Genomic DNA, 18,488 nt, shown 5'->3' with positions numbered 1-18,488 from the left:
AAAGACAGTATCCGCGTGCGGTGAAAATCAAGATGAGCAGCTACCCACGGAAACGCCCTCGCCCGGTCCGTCGAGCACGCTCCCTCGGCCCCCTACGTCGCGTCCGTCCCTAAAGTGAACGGCATTGCACTTAGCACCCACGACTGACACGTCTCGCGATGTGCTCAGCGTGTGCCTGTTTTCACACGAGGGCTCTCGTCTCGAGCCTGTGGGGCGTTGTTTTCGTGTGACACATCCGTGACGAAACGCGCCTGGAGATGACGGATGGGAATCATCAGCGCGAGGAACGCGATGGACAGCCCGGCGCCGAGCAGGAACACGGGGCCATAACCCAACGCGAGCCCGTGAAGGGGGTCCGCCAACCAGCCCGCGAGCGGCGCGGCGGGGGCCTTGCCCCAGACCTCGATGCTGGCCATCAGCGTGTAGTGTGACGCGCCGATGCGCCGGTCCACGCGCGACATCATGAACGCGAACATCACGGTGGTGAGCGCGCCGCCGACGAGCTCCTCCGCGAGCGTCACGCCGATGACGCCCGCGTCGCTGACGCCGTGGGTGGCCAGCCACCAGCGCCCCATGAGCGGGAGCACGCGCAGCGACGCGGTGAGCGACAGGGCCCCGAGGATGGGCATGCGCGTGGCGAGCACGCCACCTGTCACGGAGCCGAGGATGGACGCGGCGTTGCCCCACGTCCCCACCCACTGGCCTATCTGCCAGGCGGGGATGCCCGCGTCGACGAGGAAGGGCTTGTAGAGCACGTCCGCCATCGTCTCGCCGAACTTGTACGTACCGATGAAGAGCAGCACCCAGCCGATGCCCGGCTCACGCACCACCGTGAGGAACACCGCGAACCACTGTCGCCAGCTCTCGGTCTTCGGCGCGGTGGGCTCGGCGTCGCGCTCACGCGGAGGCGCCTCGCGAGACAGGAGCGTCACCCCGAGCGCGATGGCGCACAGCAGGGCCATGCCGTGGAACAGGCCCGGCCAGCCCAGGTACTTGCTGGCCCAGACGAGCAGCCCGCCGCCGGTGAGCATCCCCAGCTTGTAGCCCACGACCTGCACGGTGTTGCCCAGGCCCAGCTCCTCGGGGCGCAGCAGGTCCACCGCGAGCCCGTCCACGGCGATGTCCTGGGTCGCGGCGAAGAGGTTCATCACCAGGATGAGCCCGAGCAGCACCTTCAGCGAGCCGCCTTCCGACACCAGCATCCCCGCCGCCACGCACGTGAGCGTCAGGCCCGCCTGCATGGGGAGGATCCACGACTTGCGTCGTCCGATGCGCGCCGAGCAGTAGCGGTCCACCAGCGGCGCCCAGAGCACCTTGAGTCCCCAGGGCAGCGCGAGCACCCCCGCGAAGCCCAGCGCGGTGAGCGACACCCCCTGCCCGCGCAGATAGACGGGCAGCGCGGTGGCCTGGAAGCCGAAGGGCAGGCCCTGCACGAAGTAGAGGATGCCGAGCAGTGCGAGCCGGGAGGCGGGGAGTCTCATGGACACCGCCGAGCATAGGGCCTCCTGAAACGCGCCGCGCGCGCTCGCTTGGGCGCCTGGCGTGCGCGCGGGGGCCCCGCCTCAATCGCTGGACGGTCTCCTGGAAACCCGGCACCCGCCCCAGCTCGCCGGGTCGTTCCGGAACCCGGCGCCGAGCCACCCGCGGCGGGGCCAATCCCAGAGAAACGTGTCTCGTTTTCTCGGGACTCGGGGTGTTTGACAGGTTACGGCCTCCATACAATCTTCAGGCATCTCCCATCAGCACGCTGGGATTCCACCTCAGAGGGGGCAGTCATGGGTTTGCCCGAGCGAAGAGCCATCGCGCAGTACAAGCAGAACGTGTTCCCGAAGTGGCAGCAGAAGCTCAACGAGCTCGTTGGCGCGCCCGTCGAGATCGAGGTCGAGTGGGACACGCTCGGCGCCGACGGCCTGGCGCACCTGTTCGAGCAGGGCATCGACGCCATCTACTTCGAGCCGCTGGTGCTGGCGCTCCAGGACCTCGGCGTGGATGACTTCTCCAAGCAGGCCATCCGCGATGGCTTCAAGAAGTACGTCATCAGCGGCATCGAGCCGGAAGACCGCATCTTCTACCGCTTCGAGAACCAGACGCTGTCGTACCGGCACAACTTCAGCAACATCGAGAACTACACGAACGAGCGCCGTCAGCGCATCGTGAACCTGCTGGAGCAGGGCCTCTAGTCCGTCGTTGTCTGGGATTGCCTTCCGGAGCCGCCGTGGAAAGAGCGCTCCGGAAGGTGGTCGTCTGCCTTCAGCGGCTGTGCTTGAGCACCATGGCCTCCAGCCGCGTGAGGGCCTTCTCCAGGACCTCCATCGACGGACCGAAGGACAGGCGCACGTAGCTGCGGAAGCGCGAGGGGCGCGCGCGGCGCTTGCCGGGGTTCACGTCGAAGAACTCACCGGGCACGGTGATGATCTTCTCCTCCAGCGCGGCGCGGAAGAAGCCCATGCCGTCGTTGAGCGGCGCGGGCAGGCCGGACACGTTGCCCCAGACATAGAACGTCCCGTCCGGCGCGCGGTCCGTGCGGATGCCCAGCCGCTCCAGGCGCGAGTGGAACCTGTCGCGCTTCTCCCGGAACGTGTTGTGGATGGCCATCGTCTCCGCGATGACCGGCTCCTCCTGGAGGAGCGCAATCGCGGCGCGCTGCAGGGGCCGGCTGCCACCGCCGTCCAGGAAGCTGCCCGCGCTGGAGACGGCTTCAATCACCTGCTTGGGCCCCACCGTCCACGTCATGCGCCAGCCCGGGTAGCGCCAGTTCTTGGTGAAGCCGTCGAACAGGACGATGGGGTCCCGGTTCACGTCCTCCACGTAGCGCGCGGCGCTCTCCACCGGCAGGTGCCCGGGGCGGCCCGTCCAGACGTAGTGCGAGTAGAACTCGTCGATGAGCAGCGTGCACTCCTGCTCGCGCGCCACGCCCACCCACCGGGCCAGCTCGTCCCCCTGCACCAGCTTGCCGGTGGGGTTGCACGGGTTGGAGAAGAGCAGGGCGGACAGGCCGCGCCCCTGCACCTCGCGCCGCAGGTCCTCGTGCGTGAAGGCGTAGCCGCGCTCGCCCTCCAGCAGGATGGGGATGGCGGTGAAGGCCTTGAAGACATCCAGCAGCTCTTCGTACGCCGTGTAGTCCGGCAGGAAGTGGCCCAGGTTGATGGAACCCAGGCTCGCCGCCGCCCGCGTCAGCGCCGCGCGCCCGCCGCCCGAAAGACAGACGTTCTCCGCGCTGTACTGGCCGGGCAGGCCCTTGCGGTAGAGGCGGTTGTAGAGGCCGGCGATGGCCTCCCGCACGTCCCACAGCCCCGCGACGGGCGCGTACTCCATGTCCGCCACGTCGATGTTCACCGAGCCCAGCCGCGCGGGGGCCCCGGGCAAATCCCCCGTCTCCGGCTGCCCCTGGCCCAGGTTGCACCAGTCAGGGTCGCTGGAACGGTAGCCTCGGCGCGTGGCCTCGGCGGTGACGTAGATGACGCCCGTGCGCGGCACGGAGCGGAAGGCGGGAATCGTGACGTCGTCGCTCACGGCGCCACACCCTAGCGGAAAAACGGCGCCGCGCGCGTGGCCCGGCGCTACCGGACGATGGGCACCGTCACCGGCGAGTAGTCATCCACCGTCAGCTCCACCTTGCCCACCCGCCACAGCACCGGCTTGAAGCTCGCCTCCACGTGGTGGCCATCCGCCGTCTCCAGGATGGCCCGGCCTTCCTTGGGCAGATACTCACCCACCTCGTATTGCAGGGTGGTGAGGGTGAGCTTGTCCACGCCGTCGGGGCCGCTCAGCTCACCCGTGCCGTCGAGCAGCAGTGACGAGCCGCCCAGAATCGGCATGCCCGGACGCTTCGTCACCTTCGCGTCCATCCTCATGGTGTGGCCCTCGCGCCCGGGGAGGTCGCCCTCGGCCTTCACCCAGACGCTCGTCAAGTCGCCACAGGTGCCGTAGCCCACCTCGGCGGGCAGCACCACGCCCTCCACGCGCAGCTGGCGCAGGTCCGCCTCCACCTCCATCCGGTCCTCGCCGCCGCGGTACCTGAAGAACACGCGCCCGGAGAGGCCCAGGCCGTGGACCTGACAGTCGGGGCCGCTGAACGTCACCACCACGCCGTCCGTCACCGCGTCGAGCGACTCCACCGTGGTGGTGGCGCACGCGAGCCGCTGGGACAGGTCCACCGTGGCGATGTCGAGGAAGCCGCGGCGCGGCTCGCCGCACGTGTACACCGGCATCAGCCCCAGCACCTCGAGCGCCCCGCGCGTCAGGTGCCCCACCGCCGCGGCGCGCTCCACCTTCGCCTTCGCGGATTGGACCAGCTCCTCCGGAGGCTCACCACCACAGCCGGACAGCAGGGCGACGACGACGGACAAAGAGAAGAGGCTTCGCATGGCGCTGCTCCAAGGTATCCCATCCGCGCCTTCGCGGGCGGGGTGCACCCTGGGAGAGCAACCGCTGTGCCTGGAGACAACCTCGCGGAAGGACTGGGGAAAGACTGACTCTACCCCCCACGAGGGGCGTGAAGCGCGGTGCACACTCCGGGCACACGCGCCTCACGTGACAGGGATGTCTCAGCTCTCCAGCGATGCGCGCAGGAACCAGGCGTGCTTCTCGAACTCCACGATGATGCCGGTGGCCAGGTCCTCGGAGTCCGCGTCGTCCACCTCGACGAACAGCTTGCGGCTCTCACGCAGGCCGTCCAGGTACACCTCGATGCGCTCGGCCAAGAGCTTCACGTGCTCCAAGTCCTTGGTGGTCTCCTGCGGATACTCCGGCAGGCGGCTCGCCTTGCCCACGTGGCGGGTGGTGCCGTAGGCCTTGCCACCCAGCGTCACCGCGCGCTCCGCGATGGAGTCGTTGTGATTGGCCAGGCTCACCGCGAAGGTCTCGAACAGCGGGTGCAGCGCCGCGAACTGCGGGCCCTTGATGTTCCAGTGGGCCACCTTGATCTGCGAATGCAAATCCAGGCCGTCCGCCAGTCGGGCGTTGAGGGATTCGACGACGGAGGCGCGGGTCTTCTCGGGGAGGGGGCTGGGGCTGCGGTACATGATGGCCTTCCTTTCGTGCTCGTTCGTTCTGGACGCCCGTTGGATGCGCGGCGCCCGAAAAGGAAGCGCCCCCCGGTGTCTCCACCGGAGGGCGCCTCACCTCACGTCAATGACTCGCGGCCGGGAGCCTTACGACTCCAGACCCACCGCCGCGGCGTGGATGACCGACGCGACGCGGACCGCGTCGTGCACCTGGTCCTCCGACAGGCCGCCCTCGAGGACGACCTTCTCGTGGGACTGCATGCACATCTCGCAGCCGTTGATGGCGCTCACCGCGAGGCAGACCAGCTCGAAGTCCACCTTGTTGGTCAGCACCTGCGCCAGCCTGTTCATCCGCAAACCGGCGCGCTTGGTCGAGTAGGACTCCTTCCCGATCATGTGCCGGAAGCGGTAGTAGACGTTGTTCATCGCCATCAGCGAGGCGGCGGCGCGCGCATCCTCGATGACGGGCTCGGCGTTCGTGAGTGCCTTCTTCGCCTCGTTCAACATCGCCTCCTTCAGCCGCTCATTCCGAGCGGCGAAGGCGCACGCGACGGCCACGCCCCAGCGCTGCTCCGGGGTGAGGCTGCCGCCTTCCAGGACGGCCTGGAGGTTGAGGCGGGTGTCCTTGTGGGCGTCCGTGAGTTCCGCGCGGACGACTTCGAGTGAGGCCATGACGCGCTACCCCGCCTTCGCCAGCTTCTGGGTGAGGGTCTCCTCGCCCTTGCTCCAGTTGCAGGGGCACAGCTCGTCCGTCTGGAGCGCGTCCAGCGTGCGCACCGTCTCGGAGACGTTGCGGCCCACGGACAGGTCGTTCACCGTCACGTGGCGGATGATGCCCTCGGGGTCCGCGATGAACGTCGCGCGCAGCGCCACGCCCTCCTCCTTGTGGAGGATGCCCAGCGCGTTGCACAGCTCGTGCTTCAGGTCCGCCAGCATCGGGAAGGGCAGGTTCTTCAGGTCCGGGTGGTGCGTGCGCCACGCGTGGTGCACGAACTCGCTGTCGGTGCTCAGGCCCAGCACCTGCGCGTCACGGTCCTGGAAGTCCTTGTTCTTCTTGCCGAACTCCGCGATCTCCGTGGGGCAGATGAACGTGAAGTCCTTCGGCCAGGCAAACAGCACCAGCCACTTGCCCTTGTACGTCTCGTTCGTGATCTCCTGGAACTCCTTGCCCTTCTCCAGGCTCACGGTGGCCTTGACCTTGAAGCTCGGGATCTTGTCGCCAACGGTCAGCATGTCGTTACTGCTCCTTGGGTTTGGGGGGCCGGGGGTGGCCCCTGGGAAGGTGTCTTCTTGCGCACTGCTACAGCAGTCTTCGTGCCAGCCCATCCACTGCAATGATTCCGGGGACTTGGCTTCCATCCCCTGCGAGTCACTGCCGCCGGGGCGGTGAATAACGAAATGTCGGTGGCACTCGCCACTGCAATTTCGGTGGATGAACAGCCGGGCCGGTGGGGTGCCCTCCATCACGGCTGGAGAGCCGGCGGAAAATACGAGAACTCTCGCGAGGTTGCACGCGGTACAGGCGGGCAGACGCCCGATTGATGGGCCGCCAACGGAAAAGGCCCGGGCCCCGACATGTGGGTGCCCGGGCCCGTGACAGGGCCTTCGTGCCTCAGTGCGAGGGCGTGGCGGCAACGCGTGCGTCGGGGGCGGGCAGCTTCGCCTCGCCGCGCAGCTTCTGCACCAGCACGTAGAGGCCGGGGATGAACACGAGGTTCACCACCGTGGAGACGAGCATGCCGCCGAACACGGCCGTCCCCAGGGAGGTGCGTGAGCCCGCGCCCGCGCCCGACGCGGTCATCATGGGCACCACGCCGAGCAGGAAGGCGGTGGACGTCATGAGGATGGGGCGCAGGCGGACCTCGGCGGCCTCCACCACGGCGTCGGTGAGGCTCCGGCCCTGGGCGCGCAGCTGCTCGGCGAACTCGACGATGAGGATGGCGTTCTTGCTGGCGAGCCCCACGAGCATCACCAGCCCCAGCTGGCAGAACACGTCGTTGGCCTGGCCGCGCAAGAGCTGCAGGCCGAGCGCGCCGAGGATGGCGAGCGGCACCGCGAGGATGATGACGAAGGGCAGGCTGAAGCTCTCGTACTGGGCGGCGAGGACGAGGAAGACGAAGAGCAGGCCCAGGCCGAAGATGAGCAGGGATTGGCCGCCGCTCTGCTGCTGTTCCAGGCTGAGTCCTGTCCATCCGGCGCTCATGCCCTGCGGCAGGTGCCGGGCGGCGAGCTCCTCCATGGCCTCCATGGCCTGGCCCGAGGACACGCCGGGCGCGGCCTGGCCGCTCAGCTCCACGGCGCGGAACAGGTTGTGGTGGCGGATGAGCTGCGCGGAGATGGTGGGCTGGACCTTCACCAGGGACTCGAGCGGAATCATGTCGCCGGTGTCGCTGCGCACGTAGAAGGCGGCGATGTCCGCGGGGCTGTCGCGGAACTGCTGCTCGGCCTGCACGTAGACGCGGTACGCGCGGTTCGCGTAGTTGAAGTCGTTGATGTACTGGCTGCCCATGTAGACCTGGAGCGTGCTGAAGAGCTGGTCGATGGGCACGCCCACGGCCTTGGCCAGCTGGCGGTCCACCTCCACGTCGAGCAGCGGCGTGTCCGCGTTGAAGCCGGTGAAGACGCCGCGCAGCCGGCCGTCGTCGTTGCCCTGGGCCATGAGCTGCCGCGCGGCGGCGGCGAGCTGGTCCAGGGAGCTTGTGCCCGCGGTGTCCTCGACGACGAACTGGAAGCCGCCCACGGCGCCGACGCCCCGGATGGCGGGCGGCTGGAAGGGCACCACGCGCGCGCCGCCGATGCGGCTCAAGGGGGCGCGCAGCCGCTCGACGAGCGCGGCCACGCTCTGGTCCTTTCCGGTCCGCTCGTCCCAGGGCTTCAGGGGGACGAAGATGTTGGCCAGGTTGGAGCCGGTGCCCTGCGGGGACATGCCCCCGTTGGCGAAGATGGCGCGCACCTCCGGCTGGGCGAGCAGCACCTGCTCCACCTCGGCCATGACCTTCTGCGTCTGGGAGAGGGACGTGCCCTCGGGGCCCTGCACGGTGACCAGCAGGTAGCCCTGGTCCTCGTCGGGGATGAAGCCCGTGGGCGTGACGACGACCAGCGCGGCCGTGGCGACGACGCACAGGAGGAAGGCCCCGAGGATGAGGGCCGGGTGCGCGAGGAGCCCGCGCAGCCCGCGGCCGTACAGGTGGCGCATCCGGTCGAGCACGCGGTCGACGTGACGGAAGAAGGCCCCTTTGTCCCCGGTGTGGTGGGACAGCATGCGCGCGGCGAGCGCGGGGGGGAGGGTGAGGGCGCAGAAGGTGGAGAGGGCCACGGACGCGGCGATGGTGAGCGCGAACTGGCGGTAGATGGCGCCGGTGGTGCCGGGGAAGAGGGCCACCGGGAGGAACACCGCCACCAGCACGATGGAGATGGCGATGACGGCGCCGGACACCTCCTTCATGCCCTCGCGCGCGGCCTCGGCGGCGGTCAGCTTCCGCTCCAGCATCAGCCGCTCGATGTTCTCGATGACGACGATGGCGTCGTCGACGACGAGGCCCGTGGCCAGGGTGAGGCCGAAGAGGGTGAGCGTGTTGATGGAGAAGCCGAGCAGCTTCACGAAGGCGAAGGTGCCGACGAGGGAGACAGGGAGGGTGAGCGCGGTGATGAGGACGCTGCGCCAGCCGTGGAGGAACAGGAAGATGACCAGGACGACCAGGACGATGGCCTCCGCCAGCGTGCGGACCACCTCGCGCAGGGTGGCGCGCACCGCGAGCGTGGTGTCGGTGCCCGTCTGGTACTCCAGGCCCGGAGGGAACTGGGCGGACAGGCGCTGCAGCTCGGCGAGGACGGCGTCACGCACCTCGAGCGCGTTGGCAGTGGGGAGCTGGAAGGTGGCGATGCCCACGGCCTGCTTGCCGCTGAAGCGCAAGAGGGTGCCGTAGTTCTCCGCGCCCAGCTCCACGCGGGCCACGTCCTTCATGCGCACGGCCCTGCCGCTTTCGTCCCGCATGAGGACGATGTCGCCGAACTCCTCCGGCTCGATGAGGCGGCCGCGGGCGCGCACCGCGAGCTGGTAGGGCTGGTCCTCCTCGGACGGGGGTTGGCCCACCTGTCCCGCGGCCACCTGGAGGTTCTGCTCCTGGAGCGCGCGCGTCACGTCCAGGGGCGTGAGCTTGCGGCGGGCGAGCTCGGTGGGGTCCAGCCACACGCGCATGGAGAACTTGCGCTCGCCGAAGATGCGCACGTCGCCCACGCCGCGCACGCGCTTGATGGCGTCCTTGAGGTTCACATCCGCGTAGTTGGAGAGGAACTTCGCGTCGTAGCGGTCATCCGGGCTGTAGAGCGCGACGGAGAGGAGGAGCTGGCTGGAGGCCTTGTTGACCACGATGCCCGTCTGGTTCACCTGGGCGGGCAGTCGCGCGGCGGCGCGGCTGACGCGGTTCTGCACGTCCACGGCGGCGACCTCGATGTCGCGCGTGGCCTCGAAGGTGATGGTGACGTTGCTGGTGCCGTCGTTGCCGCTGGTGGAGGAGATGTAGCGCATGCCCTCCACCCCGTTGAGCTCCTGCTCCAGGGGGATGGTGACGGCGCTCTCCACCACCTCGGCGCTGGCGCCCACGTAGGTGGCGGACACGGTGACCTGGGGCGGCGCCAGGTCCGGGTACTGCGCGACGGGCAGGGTGGGGATGGCGATGAGGCCCAGCAGCGTCAGCAGGATGGAGCAGACGATGGCGAAGACGGGCCGGCGGATGAAGAAGTCGATGAACATGTCAGCGTCCGTTCATCCGCGCGGCGGTGTGCAGCGGGGCCTTCACCTTCACGGGCGCGCCGTCGCGCAGGGCCTGCAGGAACGAGACGGCCACGCGCTCGCCTGTCTCCAGGCCCTGCTCCACGACGTAGCTGCGCTCGCCGAGCGCGCCGAGGGTGATGGGCCGGCGCTCCACCACGGTGGCGCCGTCCTTCTCGCGCACCACGAGCGCGAAGGGCTGGCCGCTCTGACGCACCACCGCGAGCGCGGGAATCTGGAGCGCGTCGCGCACGGAGTAGACGAGCCGCGCGCGCACCAGCTCACTGGGCCGCAGGCCCTGGGTATTCTGGAACGCGGCCTTCACCTCGACCAATTGGGTGCGAGGGTCGGCCTGTGGGGTGACGAAGAAGAGGGGGCTGGTGAGCAGCACCGCGCCTTTCGCGTCGAGCACCTCCATCATCGTATCGGGCTTCAGCGAGCGGGCGCGATGAGATGGCACGGACACGCTCACCTCGAGGATTTCGGCCTGGGCGACGCGGGTGAGCGGGGTGGAGGCGGTGACGAAGTCGCCTTCACGGGCGAGCACGTCGTCGACGGTGCCGGCGAAGGGTGCGCGGATGACGTGGAACTGGAGCTGCACCTGGCGCTGGGCGACCTGGGCCGAGGCCGCGCGCTCGGTGGCCTGGGCGGCCTCGACGCGGGCCTGGGTGCTCTCCAGTTCCTGCGCGCTGGCGAGCCCCTCCTGACGCAGCGCCTGGGTGCGGGTCAGCGTGCGGCGAGCCAGCTCCAGCTCGACCCGCGCGGAGCCGAGCTGCGCCTGCGCACCGTCGAGCGCGGCGGTCTCCACGCGGGAGTCGACCTCGAGGAGCGGTGCACCTGACTCCACGTGCTGGCCAGGACGCACGTGGATGCGGCGCACGTAGCCGTCCACCCGGGGGAGCACCGTGACGCTCTGTCGCGACAGCAGGCTGCCCAGGTACTCCCCTGTGTCTCGCACTTCGCGAGGGGCCACGGTGACCACGTCGATTTCCCGAGGCTCGGGCGCGGCCGGAGCCGCCTTCTTCCCCGAGCACCCCAACACCACCAACAACGCCACACTCCACAGCCGCTTCATCCGAGTCTCCAGGGGTGCACCAGGGGCTTCATCCGTTGCATCGGGCCTCCATGAGGAAGGCGTCCAGGTGGGCCTGGACGCGCTGGAACTCACGCAGCACCAGGTTCAGCTCGGCCTCTCGCAGGGCCGCGCCGCTCTGCACCAGCTCCAGGCTGCTGCCTCGGCCCACCTCGAACGCGCGGCGGGTGAGCTGGTCGGTGCGCTCGGCGAGGTCACGTGACGCCACCGCCGTCTTCACCAGGGACTCGGCCACCTCCACGCTCCGACGTGCGCGTGCCATCTCCACCGCGACATCGCGGCGGGTGTCCTCCAGTTGTGCCTCCGCCTGTTTCTCCAGGCCCGCGCGCTCGCGCACGAGCCCTTCGCGCAGGCCGCCCTCCCAGAGTGGCAGGGAGAGCACGGCGGAGACGCTCCACGTCGCGAAGCGGTCGAAGCCCGGCTCCGTGGTGAGGCCGAGGAGCGTGCTGCTGACACCGAGGGTGGGGAGATATCCCGCGGCAGCTTGTCTCCGGCTGTCACGCGCCGCGGCCACCTGCGTCCGCGCCGCCACGAGGTCCGCCCGGGCGTCCAGGTTCTCCAGCACGACGCAGTCCCTCCGGGTGTCATCCACCAGCCCGTGCAGGTCGAAGGACGGGTCGACGCCTATCGACTCTCCGAAGCCGAGCGCGAGTCCCAGCGCCTCACGCGTCCGTCGCAGTTGCTCGTCCCCCGCGACGAGCGCGCCGCGCGCCACCGCCACGTCCTGCTGGACACGCACCACGTCCAGTTGGTTGCCCGCGCCCAGCTCGAAGGCGCGCTGCGTGAGGGCCGCGCGCTCCAGGGCGCGCAGCAGGCCGACACGGTTCATCTCGGCCGTGCGTTCGGCGGCGACCGTGGCGACGAGTGTCTGCGCGAGCCCGAGGACGAGGCGACGGCGGAGGTCCTGGAGCGAGGCCACCGCGCCGGCCTCTGCTTCTCGCGCGGAGGACAGGCCTCGCCATGCGCCCAGGTCGATGACTGACTGGGTCAGCGTCGTGGTGAGCGTGACCGCGGGCTGGGTGGCGGTGCGACCATCCCCCGCGGCTCCCGGAAGAACACCTGGGGCCAGGGAGGGATTGAGGAGGTCCTGGGCCACCGCCACCTGGGTGCACGCATGGGGCAGCAGCGCCGAGAGCGCCTGTCGCCAGCGGCCGCTCGCGCGCTCCACGCCCGCTTCGGCGCCGCGCAAATCCGTGGACCTTTCCCGGACGAGCGCGAGCGCCTCATCCCAGCTCCTCACGAGCCGGGGCGCGGGAGCGACGGGGCTGAGCATCGCGTCCTCGACCTTGAGAGGAGGCAGCGGCTCGGCGTGTGTCGGAACGGCGATGAGGACGAGGGCGAACGCCAGTCGACGAACGCCCCGTGAGTGGTGACTCACGATGGCGTGCCGCCCACGGTCGTCTGGGTGTCGCCGTCATCCTCGGTCGTACATGACGCCGGACCGACAGCGAGGGGAAGGACAGCGAGCCGCTTGCACGACATGGGACATGCCTCCAGGGAACAAGTCGTGGAGGCACGGTGCCCGCGCGAGCAGCACGCGGGTGGAGAGTTCTGTCAGCGGGCCCGAGCGAGCGGCGAACGGGGCCCACCCGTCGGCGAACGGGGCCGGCGAGTCCCGCTCAGTCGCCGCCGAGCGTCCGCCGGAAGAACGCCACGGCTTCCGCGAGCGTCCGAGCCTGCGAGGCCCCTCGCGTCCCGGGCGTGGCGTCCCGACACAGCATCTCCGCCACCTTGAATCCGAGCTCCGTGCACCGGGGCAGGAAGGTGAAGTGCGCCGCGTCCTCCAGCACCACCGTCTTCGCCGAGGGCAACAGCTTCGCCAGGTGCATGCCGTTCTGCGCGTGGGGCATCAGCTCATCCCCCTGGGCCAGCACCAGCGCCACCGGTACGTCGATGTCCGCGACGTCCCGTGCCTCGTAGCTCCCCGCCATGCCGGGAGCCATGGAGAAGGCCGCCCTCACCCGGGCATCCTTGTACGACGCCCGTGCCAGCGCGAGGTCGATGCGGCTGTAGTCCACCTCGCGCAGCTCATCGCAGCCCGGGTGCGCGCGCGTCTCCGGCGAGGTGCACCCCTGCATGATGGGCGACAGGTTGAGCCGCGCCCCCACCAGCGCGAGCGCCGTGTAGCCCCCCATGGAGTGTCCCGCCGCGCCGATGCGCCCGGCATCCACCCGGGGCCCCCAGACCGCGTCCTTCGACACCGCATCCAACAAGGCCGTGAAGTCCTGGGGCCGCTCCCAGCCGCGCACATAACCCTCCGGGCTCGTGTCGCCGTAGGTGTTCCCGGGGTGGTCCACCGACATGACGATGAAGCCGTGCGCGGCCAGGTGCGCGCCGAACCACGACATGTTGAGGGCCGAGCCGCCGTTGCCATGGGACAGGACCACCAGGGGCCAGCGCTCGTGCGCCGTGGACACCGGCGCATCCTTCGCCGCGACGAAGGGCACGAAGATGGGCGCCGTCGCGAAATCCTCCATCGCCGAGCCCGGCGCCGCCGGATACCAGACCACCGTCTTCAACGTGCGCTGGCGCGCCGCATCCGTGTAGCTCAGCGACGTGAAGCCCACCGCATGGGCCGCGTCGGCGCCATACGGTGACGCGGCCACCGCGCCGGGGGCAGGTCGGGAGGTGGCACACCCACCCATCAGGAGCGTCAGCCCGAGGACTCCCGAGCAGAGGTGGGCGAAGCGGGGACGGAGGGCTCGAAGGGGACGAGGGGGCATTCGGAGCACAGTAACGCTCCAGCGCCGCTCCGATTGCGGCCACGCCCCCACTCCGGCCCCTGATTTCACGCCAGGGGCCCGGCCGGTGGCACCGTGAGTCCTGATGTACTCAGCCGCGAGCCGGCAGCGGCAGGCTCGGCGCGGTGCGCTTCCACGCGTCGAGCTCCTGCACGCGGCCGAGCCACGTCCGGACGTTCGGAAAATCCCCGAGCGGCAGGCGCGCCGGTCCGGCGAGCGCGAACCCCGCGGCCAGCGAGAAGTCCGCGAGCGTCAGGCGCTCCCGCGAGACCCACGTCTTGCCCGCGAGGTGCTCGTCCAGGAGGCGTGCGTACTTCGAGAAGAGCGCTTCTCCGCGAGAGACCTCGGCGGGGTCCGGCGGTCCACGGCCCGTCATCGCCTTCACGAAGTTCTCCTGGACCAGGATGGTGCACGCCGGTGCCATGTGCGCCGAGCACCAGAAGAGCCAGCGGCTCACGTCCGCGCGACCTCGCGCCTCCGTGGGGAGCAGCGTCTGTCCCGGCGTCAGCTCGACCAGGTACTGCATGATGGCGCGTGACTCCCAGAGCAGGAAGCCGTCGTCGTCGAGGACAGGGACGAGCCCGTTGGGGTTGCGGTCCAGGTGCGACGTCGCGCGTTGCTCGCCCTTGGGCAGGTCCACCATGACGCGCTCCAGGGGCACGTCGAGGTGGGCGGCGACGAGCAGCACGCGGCGCGAATTGCCGGACATCGGATGGAAGTAGAGTTTCATGACCGGAAGCACTACCCACCGGGCGTGACAGGGGGATGTCAGGATTCTTCCAGCCCCTGGGGTTCTGACCTCGCGGCCCATGCGGGGGGGCCCGTGGGGGCGCCCGAATGAGCATGACAAGCGTGTCGCGGATGGCGGGTGTTCGCGGGGAGGCCTGGAGGGGCTCCTCCTCAGGGATGCCCGCGGTCGCGGTCTGGCCGTGGCCTTGCAATGCGTAGCGGCGTTGCAATCTCCACTCACTCGCTCGGCGCCTACTTCCAGCTCGGATTCGGCAGGTCGCCTGATGCGTGCTTCGAGGCCCTGTGCGGCGCCACCGTCGTACGTTACGGCCTCGAGCTGGATTATCGCTTCCGCCCCGGCGAGTTCGTGTCGCCTTGGGTGGGCGTGGGGCTTGGGTATCAGTTCGCCACGGCGCAGCTCGTGAGCGACGACGGGGAGAGGCTGGCTGGCTCCAGGCAACGCAGGGGCTTCGACCTGGGGCACGCGAACGCCGGCCTGGACCTGCTCCTCAACCGCACCCTGTCGGTAGGGCCGTACGTCTCCACGTCGCTGGGCCGGTATCGCAAGACGGACTCCGTGGACATCCCCGGCGACAGCCGGCGGTTCCACGTCTGGATTCAGCCCGGCGTGCGCATGCAGTTGCACTTCTGAGCGGGTCACTGCTCGACGACGAACGTGGTGGAGTCGACGCCGGAGTTGCCGGTGGCGGGGTCGAACGCCGTCACGGTGACCTCGTAGACGCCCGGCTGCTGCACGGACAGCGCGGCCTCGTAGGTGCTGGTCTTCCCGGCGAACTTCAGGGGGAGTTGGGAGAGCGGCTTGCCGTGGTGCTTCACCGAGGCGAGCAGCTCATACCGGTTCGAGTCCCAGAGGCCCTTGGGCTCGGTGGAGCAGCCACACATGAGCACGACGTTGGCGCGCAGCGGCACGGTGAGCTTCTTGTCGGCGGGGAGCTTGAGGAACTCCTGCGCGGATGGCGTCACCACGTCGACGACGAAGCCGGGCAGCTCCAGGATGAGGCCATCGCCCTCGACGTGCTTGCCGGGCAGGAGCCACAGCTGCGTCGTGCTGGTGGCGAGCGCCTGCCGCTGCGCGAGGGGCCCCGAGACCTCCACCGTCACCAGCGTCGGCCCGGTGAGGTCCACCGTGGCCGTGTACTTCGCGGAGGCCTCGTCCGCGAGCGGCGCGCCGCGCACCTGGGGCTGCTTCATCAGCGTCTGCGTGTTGCCCGTCGAGCCGGCGGTGACGCCCTGGGTCAGCACCTGCCCCGTGCTCGCATCCCGGAGCACCACCTGCACGCCGCCCATGGACGTCCCGACGAACTTGCCGTCCCGGGCGCGCGCCCGGACGACGAGCCGGGTCTCGACGGCCAGGCTCTCCGTGGCGAACAACAACAGGGTCCAGAGGATGAGGCTGCGCATGGCTTGCTCCGTGGCGGAAATGCTTGGGCGAAACCGCATAACATGGCGGACCCTCGAGGACCGCGTCGTCGAGGGGCTGGAAGCCGGAATCGATGATGGCGCCGCCATGGACAGAGGCCACGTTGCGTCTGCTCGGGGAGCTTCGCCCCTGACGCTCGCGTGACCTCCGCGCTACTCGGCGAAGGCGTCCTCCGTCGAGCGCAGCGCGGTGAAGATGGCGCCCTGGGTCTCTCGAAGCGCCTTGGGGACGCCGCGAGCCATCGGCGCGAGGAGCCAGAGCGGTGGTCCACCGTCGAGCTCCCGCTCCAACTGCAGCCGGGCATCTCCATGCGCGAGGAAGGACGGGAGCGCGGCCCTCCCCAGTCCGACGCAGCACGCGTCCCGCATGGCCAGGAGTGAATTGCAGGTCACCGCGCCCGGCGAATCCGCGGGCACCTCGCGCCACCAGCGCATCGAGGCCTTGGCTCGCAGCTCGGCGCTCGGCTGGAGCCAGTCCGGTGCTCCTCCCTTCGCGCGGTAGACGCCGACCTTCAGCCGTCCGAGCCTCCGGCCGCGCAGCGAGCCGCTCGGGCTCTGGCCGGGGCGCAGCGCCAGGTCGACCTGGCCGGGCAGGAGCTCCAGCTCGTCGTCGCTCACGAGGACCTCCACCGCCTGCGCGGGGCGTGCCCTCGCGAGCGCGCGGAACAGGAGCGGCGCCAGCACGTCGCTGGTCGTGACGACCACGGTCCGCTCCCGACCCCGCCGCTCGGACCCCAGGAAGCCTTCGATGTCCCGGGCCGCAGCGCGCATGGGCGCGGCCCGCTCGGCGATTCGCAGCGTCAGCGTGCCAGGCACCAGGCGCGCACCCCGCGCGAAGAGCGCCGTTCCCAGGCGTGCCTCCAGCGCGGCGATGCGTCTGGAGACGGAGGAGTGGCGCAGCGACAGCTCGCGCCCCGCGGCCTCGATGCCGCCGGTGCGGACGAGCGCCTCGAGGGTCTGAATCTCATCCCAGGAGATATGCATGGGCGCACATTCTCTGTGCGTCGACGCGCAGGTGTCAAACGAGGCGCGCCCGGCTATCAATCCCACCACGTAGGAGGACGCGCTGATGGCCCGCCACCCCACCTTCCGCCGCTCGGGCACCGGGTCGTCCGACGACGCCTCCCAGTCGCACGTCGTGACGCTCTCCCGTCGAGCGTTCGTCGCCGGGAGCGCCGTCGCCCTCTCCGGCTGTCGCACCGAAAAGAGCACGCCCATGCCGCACCTCGAACACCGTCCGCTCGCATCCCTGCCTCGAACCACGCTCTCGTGGCTCTCGCTCCGTGACCACTTCGTGGCGACGGTGGGGCCCCACGCCGGTCGGGGCAAGCCGCTGGGGCCGCTGCTCGTCCTTGCGGACGCGACGTTCGCGCCGAAGTCGCGCTTCCCGCTCCATCCGCACGAGGAGATGGAGATCCTCAGCATCGTCGTGGAGGGGACGCTGTCCCACCACGGAGACCAGGCTCACGGCGCCACGATGGGCGCCAGGACCGCGCAGTTGATCTCCGCGCGGGATGGGATGGTGCACGCGGAGGGGAACGACACGGACAGCCCCACGCGGATGCTCCAGCTGTGGTTCCGGCCGAACACCCATGGGGGGCCGCCGGTCTACTCGTCGCGCGACTTCTCGGGGGGAGGGCGCCAGCTCATCGCGGGCGACGAGGGCATGTCGCTGCGCGCGGACGTGAAGGTCTGGTGGCTCCCGCTCGCCGCGGGCCGGTCGGAGCGGCTCACCATCGGCCGTGCCCGTCGTGGCTACCTGCTCGCGACGACGGGGCCCGTCCGGGTGGAGGCGGTGGGAGGTGGCTCGGGCGTGGACCTGGCGCTCGGCGAGGGCGCGCAGCTGGGGGAGGGCGAGGTCCAACTGAGCGCGGCCACCGGGAGCGCCGCCCTCTGGATCGACGTGGCCTGACGCACGCTGGGCGCGGGTCGCGTTTGATATGACGGCCCGATGTTCCCCGACCTGGCAACGCGCGTCGTCCCGCTCGACGAAATCAAGGCCCGCTTCGAGGCCGCGAACGAAGCGGAGACCTTCGGCTGGTTCGTCCAGAATCTCGAGCACATCCAGGAGCGGGCCGGGCAGCACCACAAGCCCGTGCCCGAGATTCACCTGGCGACCGGGCCCGTGCGGCTCGAGAAGCTCGTCCCCGAGTCTCCGTGGATTCTCGTGGTGGATGGCGACCTCGAGGTGGCCGGTGACATCGACCTGTCGACGCGCCCCTACGACACCAGCCTGTTCGTGGTGTTCGGCGAGGTGCGCGCCAGGAACCTGCGCTTCAGCGGCAGCGCGTGCTGCTACGTGACGAAGTCGGTGGAGCTCACGGGCGGCTGCTTCGGAGACCACGGGGACGAGTCGGCCGAGTTGAACACGGCGCGCTTGAAGGCCCGCGTGGTGATGCTCGACGGCCACACGGGGGTGAACGCCACCGAGCTGGACGCCGTGGTGTTCGCTGGCAAGGGCTGGGGCCTGCCGCTCCACTTCACCTCGAAGGACGTGGCCGCGGAGTTCTTCGTCCCCGAGGCGCTGGATGGGGACGGCTACCACGAGGAGTCGGTGTGGGAGTTGATGGCGAGCGGGAAGGACCCGTTCCTGCCCGGCGCATGGGAGAAGCTCCGCGCCCGGCACGTCGAGGCCAAGGGCCGGCTCAAGCCCCTGTGAGGGGCGCCGTGGGGGAGAGGCTGAGCCGGACGGGCACCGCCTCCCGCAG

At 69.9% G+C, this 18,488-nt stretch carries 17 protein-coding genes; 4 read left to right on the top strand and 13 right to left on the bottom strand.

Translation table 11 applies throughout. The features are described from left to right. Window positions 1–164 precede the first annotated feature (164 nt). Window positions 165–1,481 carry an MFS transporter gene (locus tag FL311_RS10545; protein ID WP_141324812.1) on the bottom strand — a complete coding sequence of 439 codons (1,317 nt, stop codon included), beginning with the start codon at window positions 1,479–1,481 and terminating at the stop codon, window positions 165–167. 294 nt (window positions 1,482–1,775) lie between these two features. On the opposite strand from FL311_RS10545, the gene FL311_RS10540 reads away from it, so the two are divergent. Then, a complete protein-coding gene (locus FL311_RS10540) occupies window positions 1,776–2,180 on the top strand; it encodes a hypothetical protein (protein WP_141324810.1) in 405 nt (134 codons plus the stop codon). A 70-nt stretch (window positions 2,181–2,250) separates the two neighbouring features. On the opposite strand, the gene FL311_RS10535 is transcribed toward FL311_RS10540, so the two are convergent. The 10 genes from FL311_RS10535 to FL311_RS10490 all read right to left on the bottom strand — a co-directional run bounded on the left by FL311_RS10535 (window position 2,251) and on the right by FL311_RS10490 (window position 14,341). Further along, window positions 2,251–3,513 (bottom strand): pyridoxal phosphate-dependent aminotransferase, encoded by a 1,263-nt coding sequence (locus tag FL311_RS10535; protein ID WP_141324809.1) that lies wholly within the window; start codon window positions 3,511–3,513, stop codon window positions 2,251–2,253. 47 nt (window positions 3,514–3,560) lie between these two features. Then, a complete protein-coding gene (locus FL311_RS10530; RefSeq protein ID WP_141324807.1) occupies window positions 3,561–4,367 on the bottom strand; it encodes a hypothetical protein in 807 nt (268 codons plus the stop codon). 180 nt (window positions 4,368–4,547) lie between these two features. Further along, window positions 4,548–5,024 (bottom strand): DNA starvation/stationary phase protection protein Dps, encoded by a 477-nt coding sequence (gene dps / locus FL311_RS10525; RefSeq protein ID WP_046711706.1) that lies wholly within the window; start codon window positions 5,022–5,024, stop codon window positions 4,548–4,550. Between the two features lie 129 nt (window positions 5,025–5,153). Next, a complete protein-coding gene (locus FL311_RS10520) occupies window positions 5,154–5,678 on the bottom strand; it encodes a carboxymuconolactone decarboxylase family protein (RefSeq protein ID WP_141324805.1) in 525 nt (174 codons plus the stop codon). A 6-nt stretch (window positions 5,679–5,684) separates the two neighbouring features. Then, entirely contained in the window at window positions 5,685–6,239 is a 555-nt protein-coding gene (locus FL311_RS10515; RefSeq protein WP_141324803.1) for a peroxiredoxin, read from the bottom strand. Between the two features lie 379 nt (window positions 6,240–6,618). Then, entirely contained in the window at window positions 6,619–9,759 is a 3,141-nt protein-coding gene (locus tag FL311_RS10510; protein ID WP_141324801.1) for an efflux RND transporter permease subunit, read from the bottom strand. Between the two features lies 1 nt (window position 9,760). After that, complete coding sequence (locus tag FL311_RS10505) at window positions 9,761–10,852, bottom strand: efflux RND transporter periplasmic adaptor subunit (protein WP_141324799.1); 1,092 nt, start codon at window positions 10,850–10,852, stop codon at window positions 9,761–9,763. Window positions 10,853–10,880: 28 nt separating this feature from the next. Then, complete coding sequence (locus FL311_RS10500; protein WP_228556802.1) at window positions 10,881–12,248, bottom strand: TolC family protein; 1,368 nt, start codon at window positions 12,246–12,248, stop codon at window positions 10,881–10,883. A 241-nt stretch (window positions 12,249–12,489) separates the two neighbouring features. Next, on the bottom strand, window positions 12,490–13,593 hold the full coding sequence (locus FL311_RS10495; protein ID WP_228556801.1) for an alpha/beta fold hydrolase: 1,104 nt from the start codon (window positions 13,591–13,593) through the stop codon (window positions 12,490–12,492). A 109-nt stretch (window positions 13,594–13,702) separates the two neighbouring features. Next, window positions 13,703–14,341 carry a glutathione S-transferase family protein gene (locus tag FL311_RS10490; protein ID WP_141324797.1) on the bottom strand — a complete coding sequence of 213 codons (639 nt, stop codon included), beginning with the start codon at window positions 14,339–14,341 and terminating at the stop codon, window positions 13,703–13,705. Between the two features lie 210 nt (window positions 14,342–14,551). Here FL311_RS10490 and FL311_RS10485 point away from each other — a divergent pair, with 210 nt between their 5' ends. Then, the gene (locus FL311_RS10485) at window positions 14,552–14,992 is read left to right on the top strand and encodes a hypothetical protein (protein WP_141324795.1); all 441 of its coding nucleotides are present in this window, start codon (window positions 14,552–14,554) and stop codon (window positions 14,990–14,992) included. Window positions 14,993–14,997: 5 nt separating this feature from the next. Here FL311_RS10485 and FL311_RS10480 read toward each other — a convergent pair whose 3' ends face one another. Next, on the bottom strand, window positions 14,998–15,762 hold the full coding sequence (locus tag FL311_RS10480) for a hypothetical protein (RefSeq protein ID WP_194869146.1): 765 nt from the start codon (window positions 15,760–15,762) through the stop codon (window positions 14,998–15,000). 171 nt (window positions 15,763–15,933) lie between these two features. Beyond that, window positions 15,934–16,764, bottom strand: a complete 831-nt coding sequence (locus FL311_RS10475) for a LysR family transcriptional regulator (RefSeq protein ID WP_141324791.1) — start codon at window positions 16,762–16,764, stop codon at window positions 15,934–15,936. Window positions 16,765–16,849: 85 nt separating this feature from the next. Here FL311_RS10475 and FL311_RS10470 point away from each other — a divergent pair, with 85 nt between their 5' ends. Both FL311_RS10470 and FL311_RS10465 read left to right on the top strand, forming a co-directional pair. Beyond that, complete coding sequence (locus FL311_RS10470) at window positions 16,850–17,692, top strand: pirin family protein (protein WP_228556800.1); 843 nt, start codon at window positions 16,850–16,852, stop codon at window positions 17,690–17,692. Window positions 17,693–17,731: 39 nt separating this feature from the next. After that, entirely contained in the window at window positions 17,732–18,439 is a 708-nt protein-coding gene (locus FL311_RS10465; RefSeq protein ID WP_141324789.1) for a hypothetical protein, read from the top strand. Window positions 18,440–18,488 lie beyond the last annotated feature (49 nt).

The organism is Myxococcus sp. AB025B (assembly GCF_006518215.1).
Lineage (GTDB): Bacteria > Myxococcota > Myxococcia > Myxococcales > Myxococcaceae > Myxococcus > Myxococcus fulvus.
The sequence above is the reverse complement of the archived record's forward strand: the minus strand, read 5'-3'. Positions and strand labels throughout refer to the sequence as shown.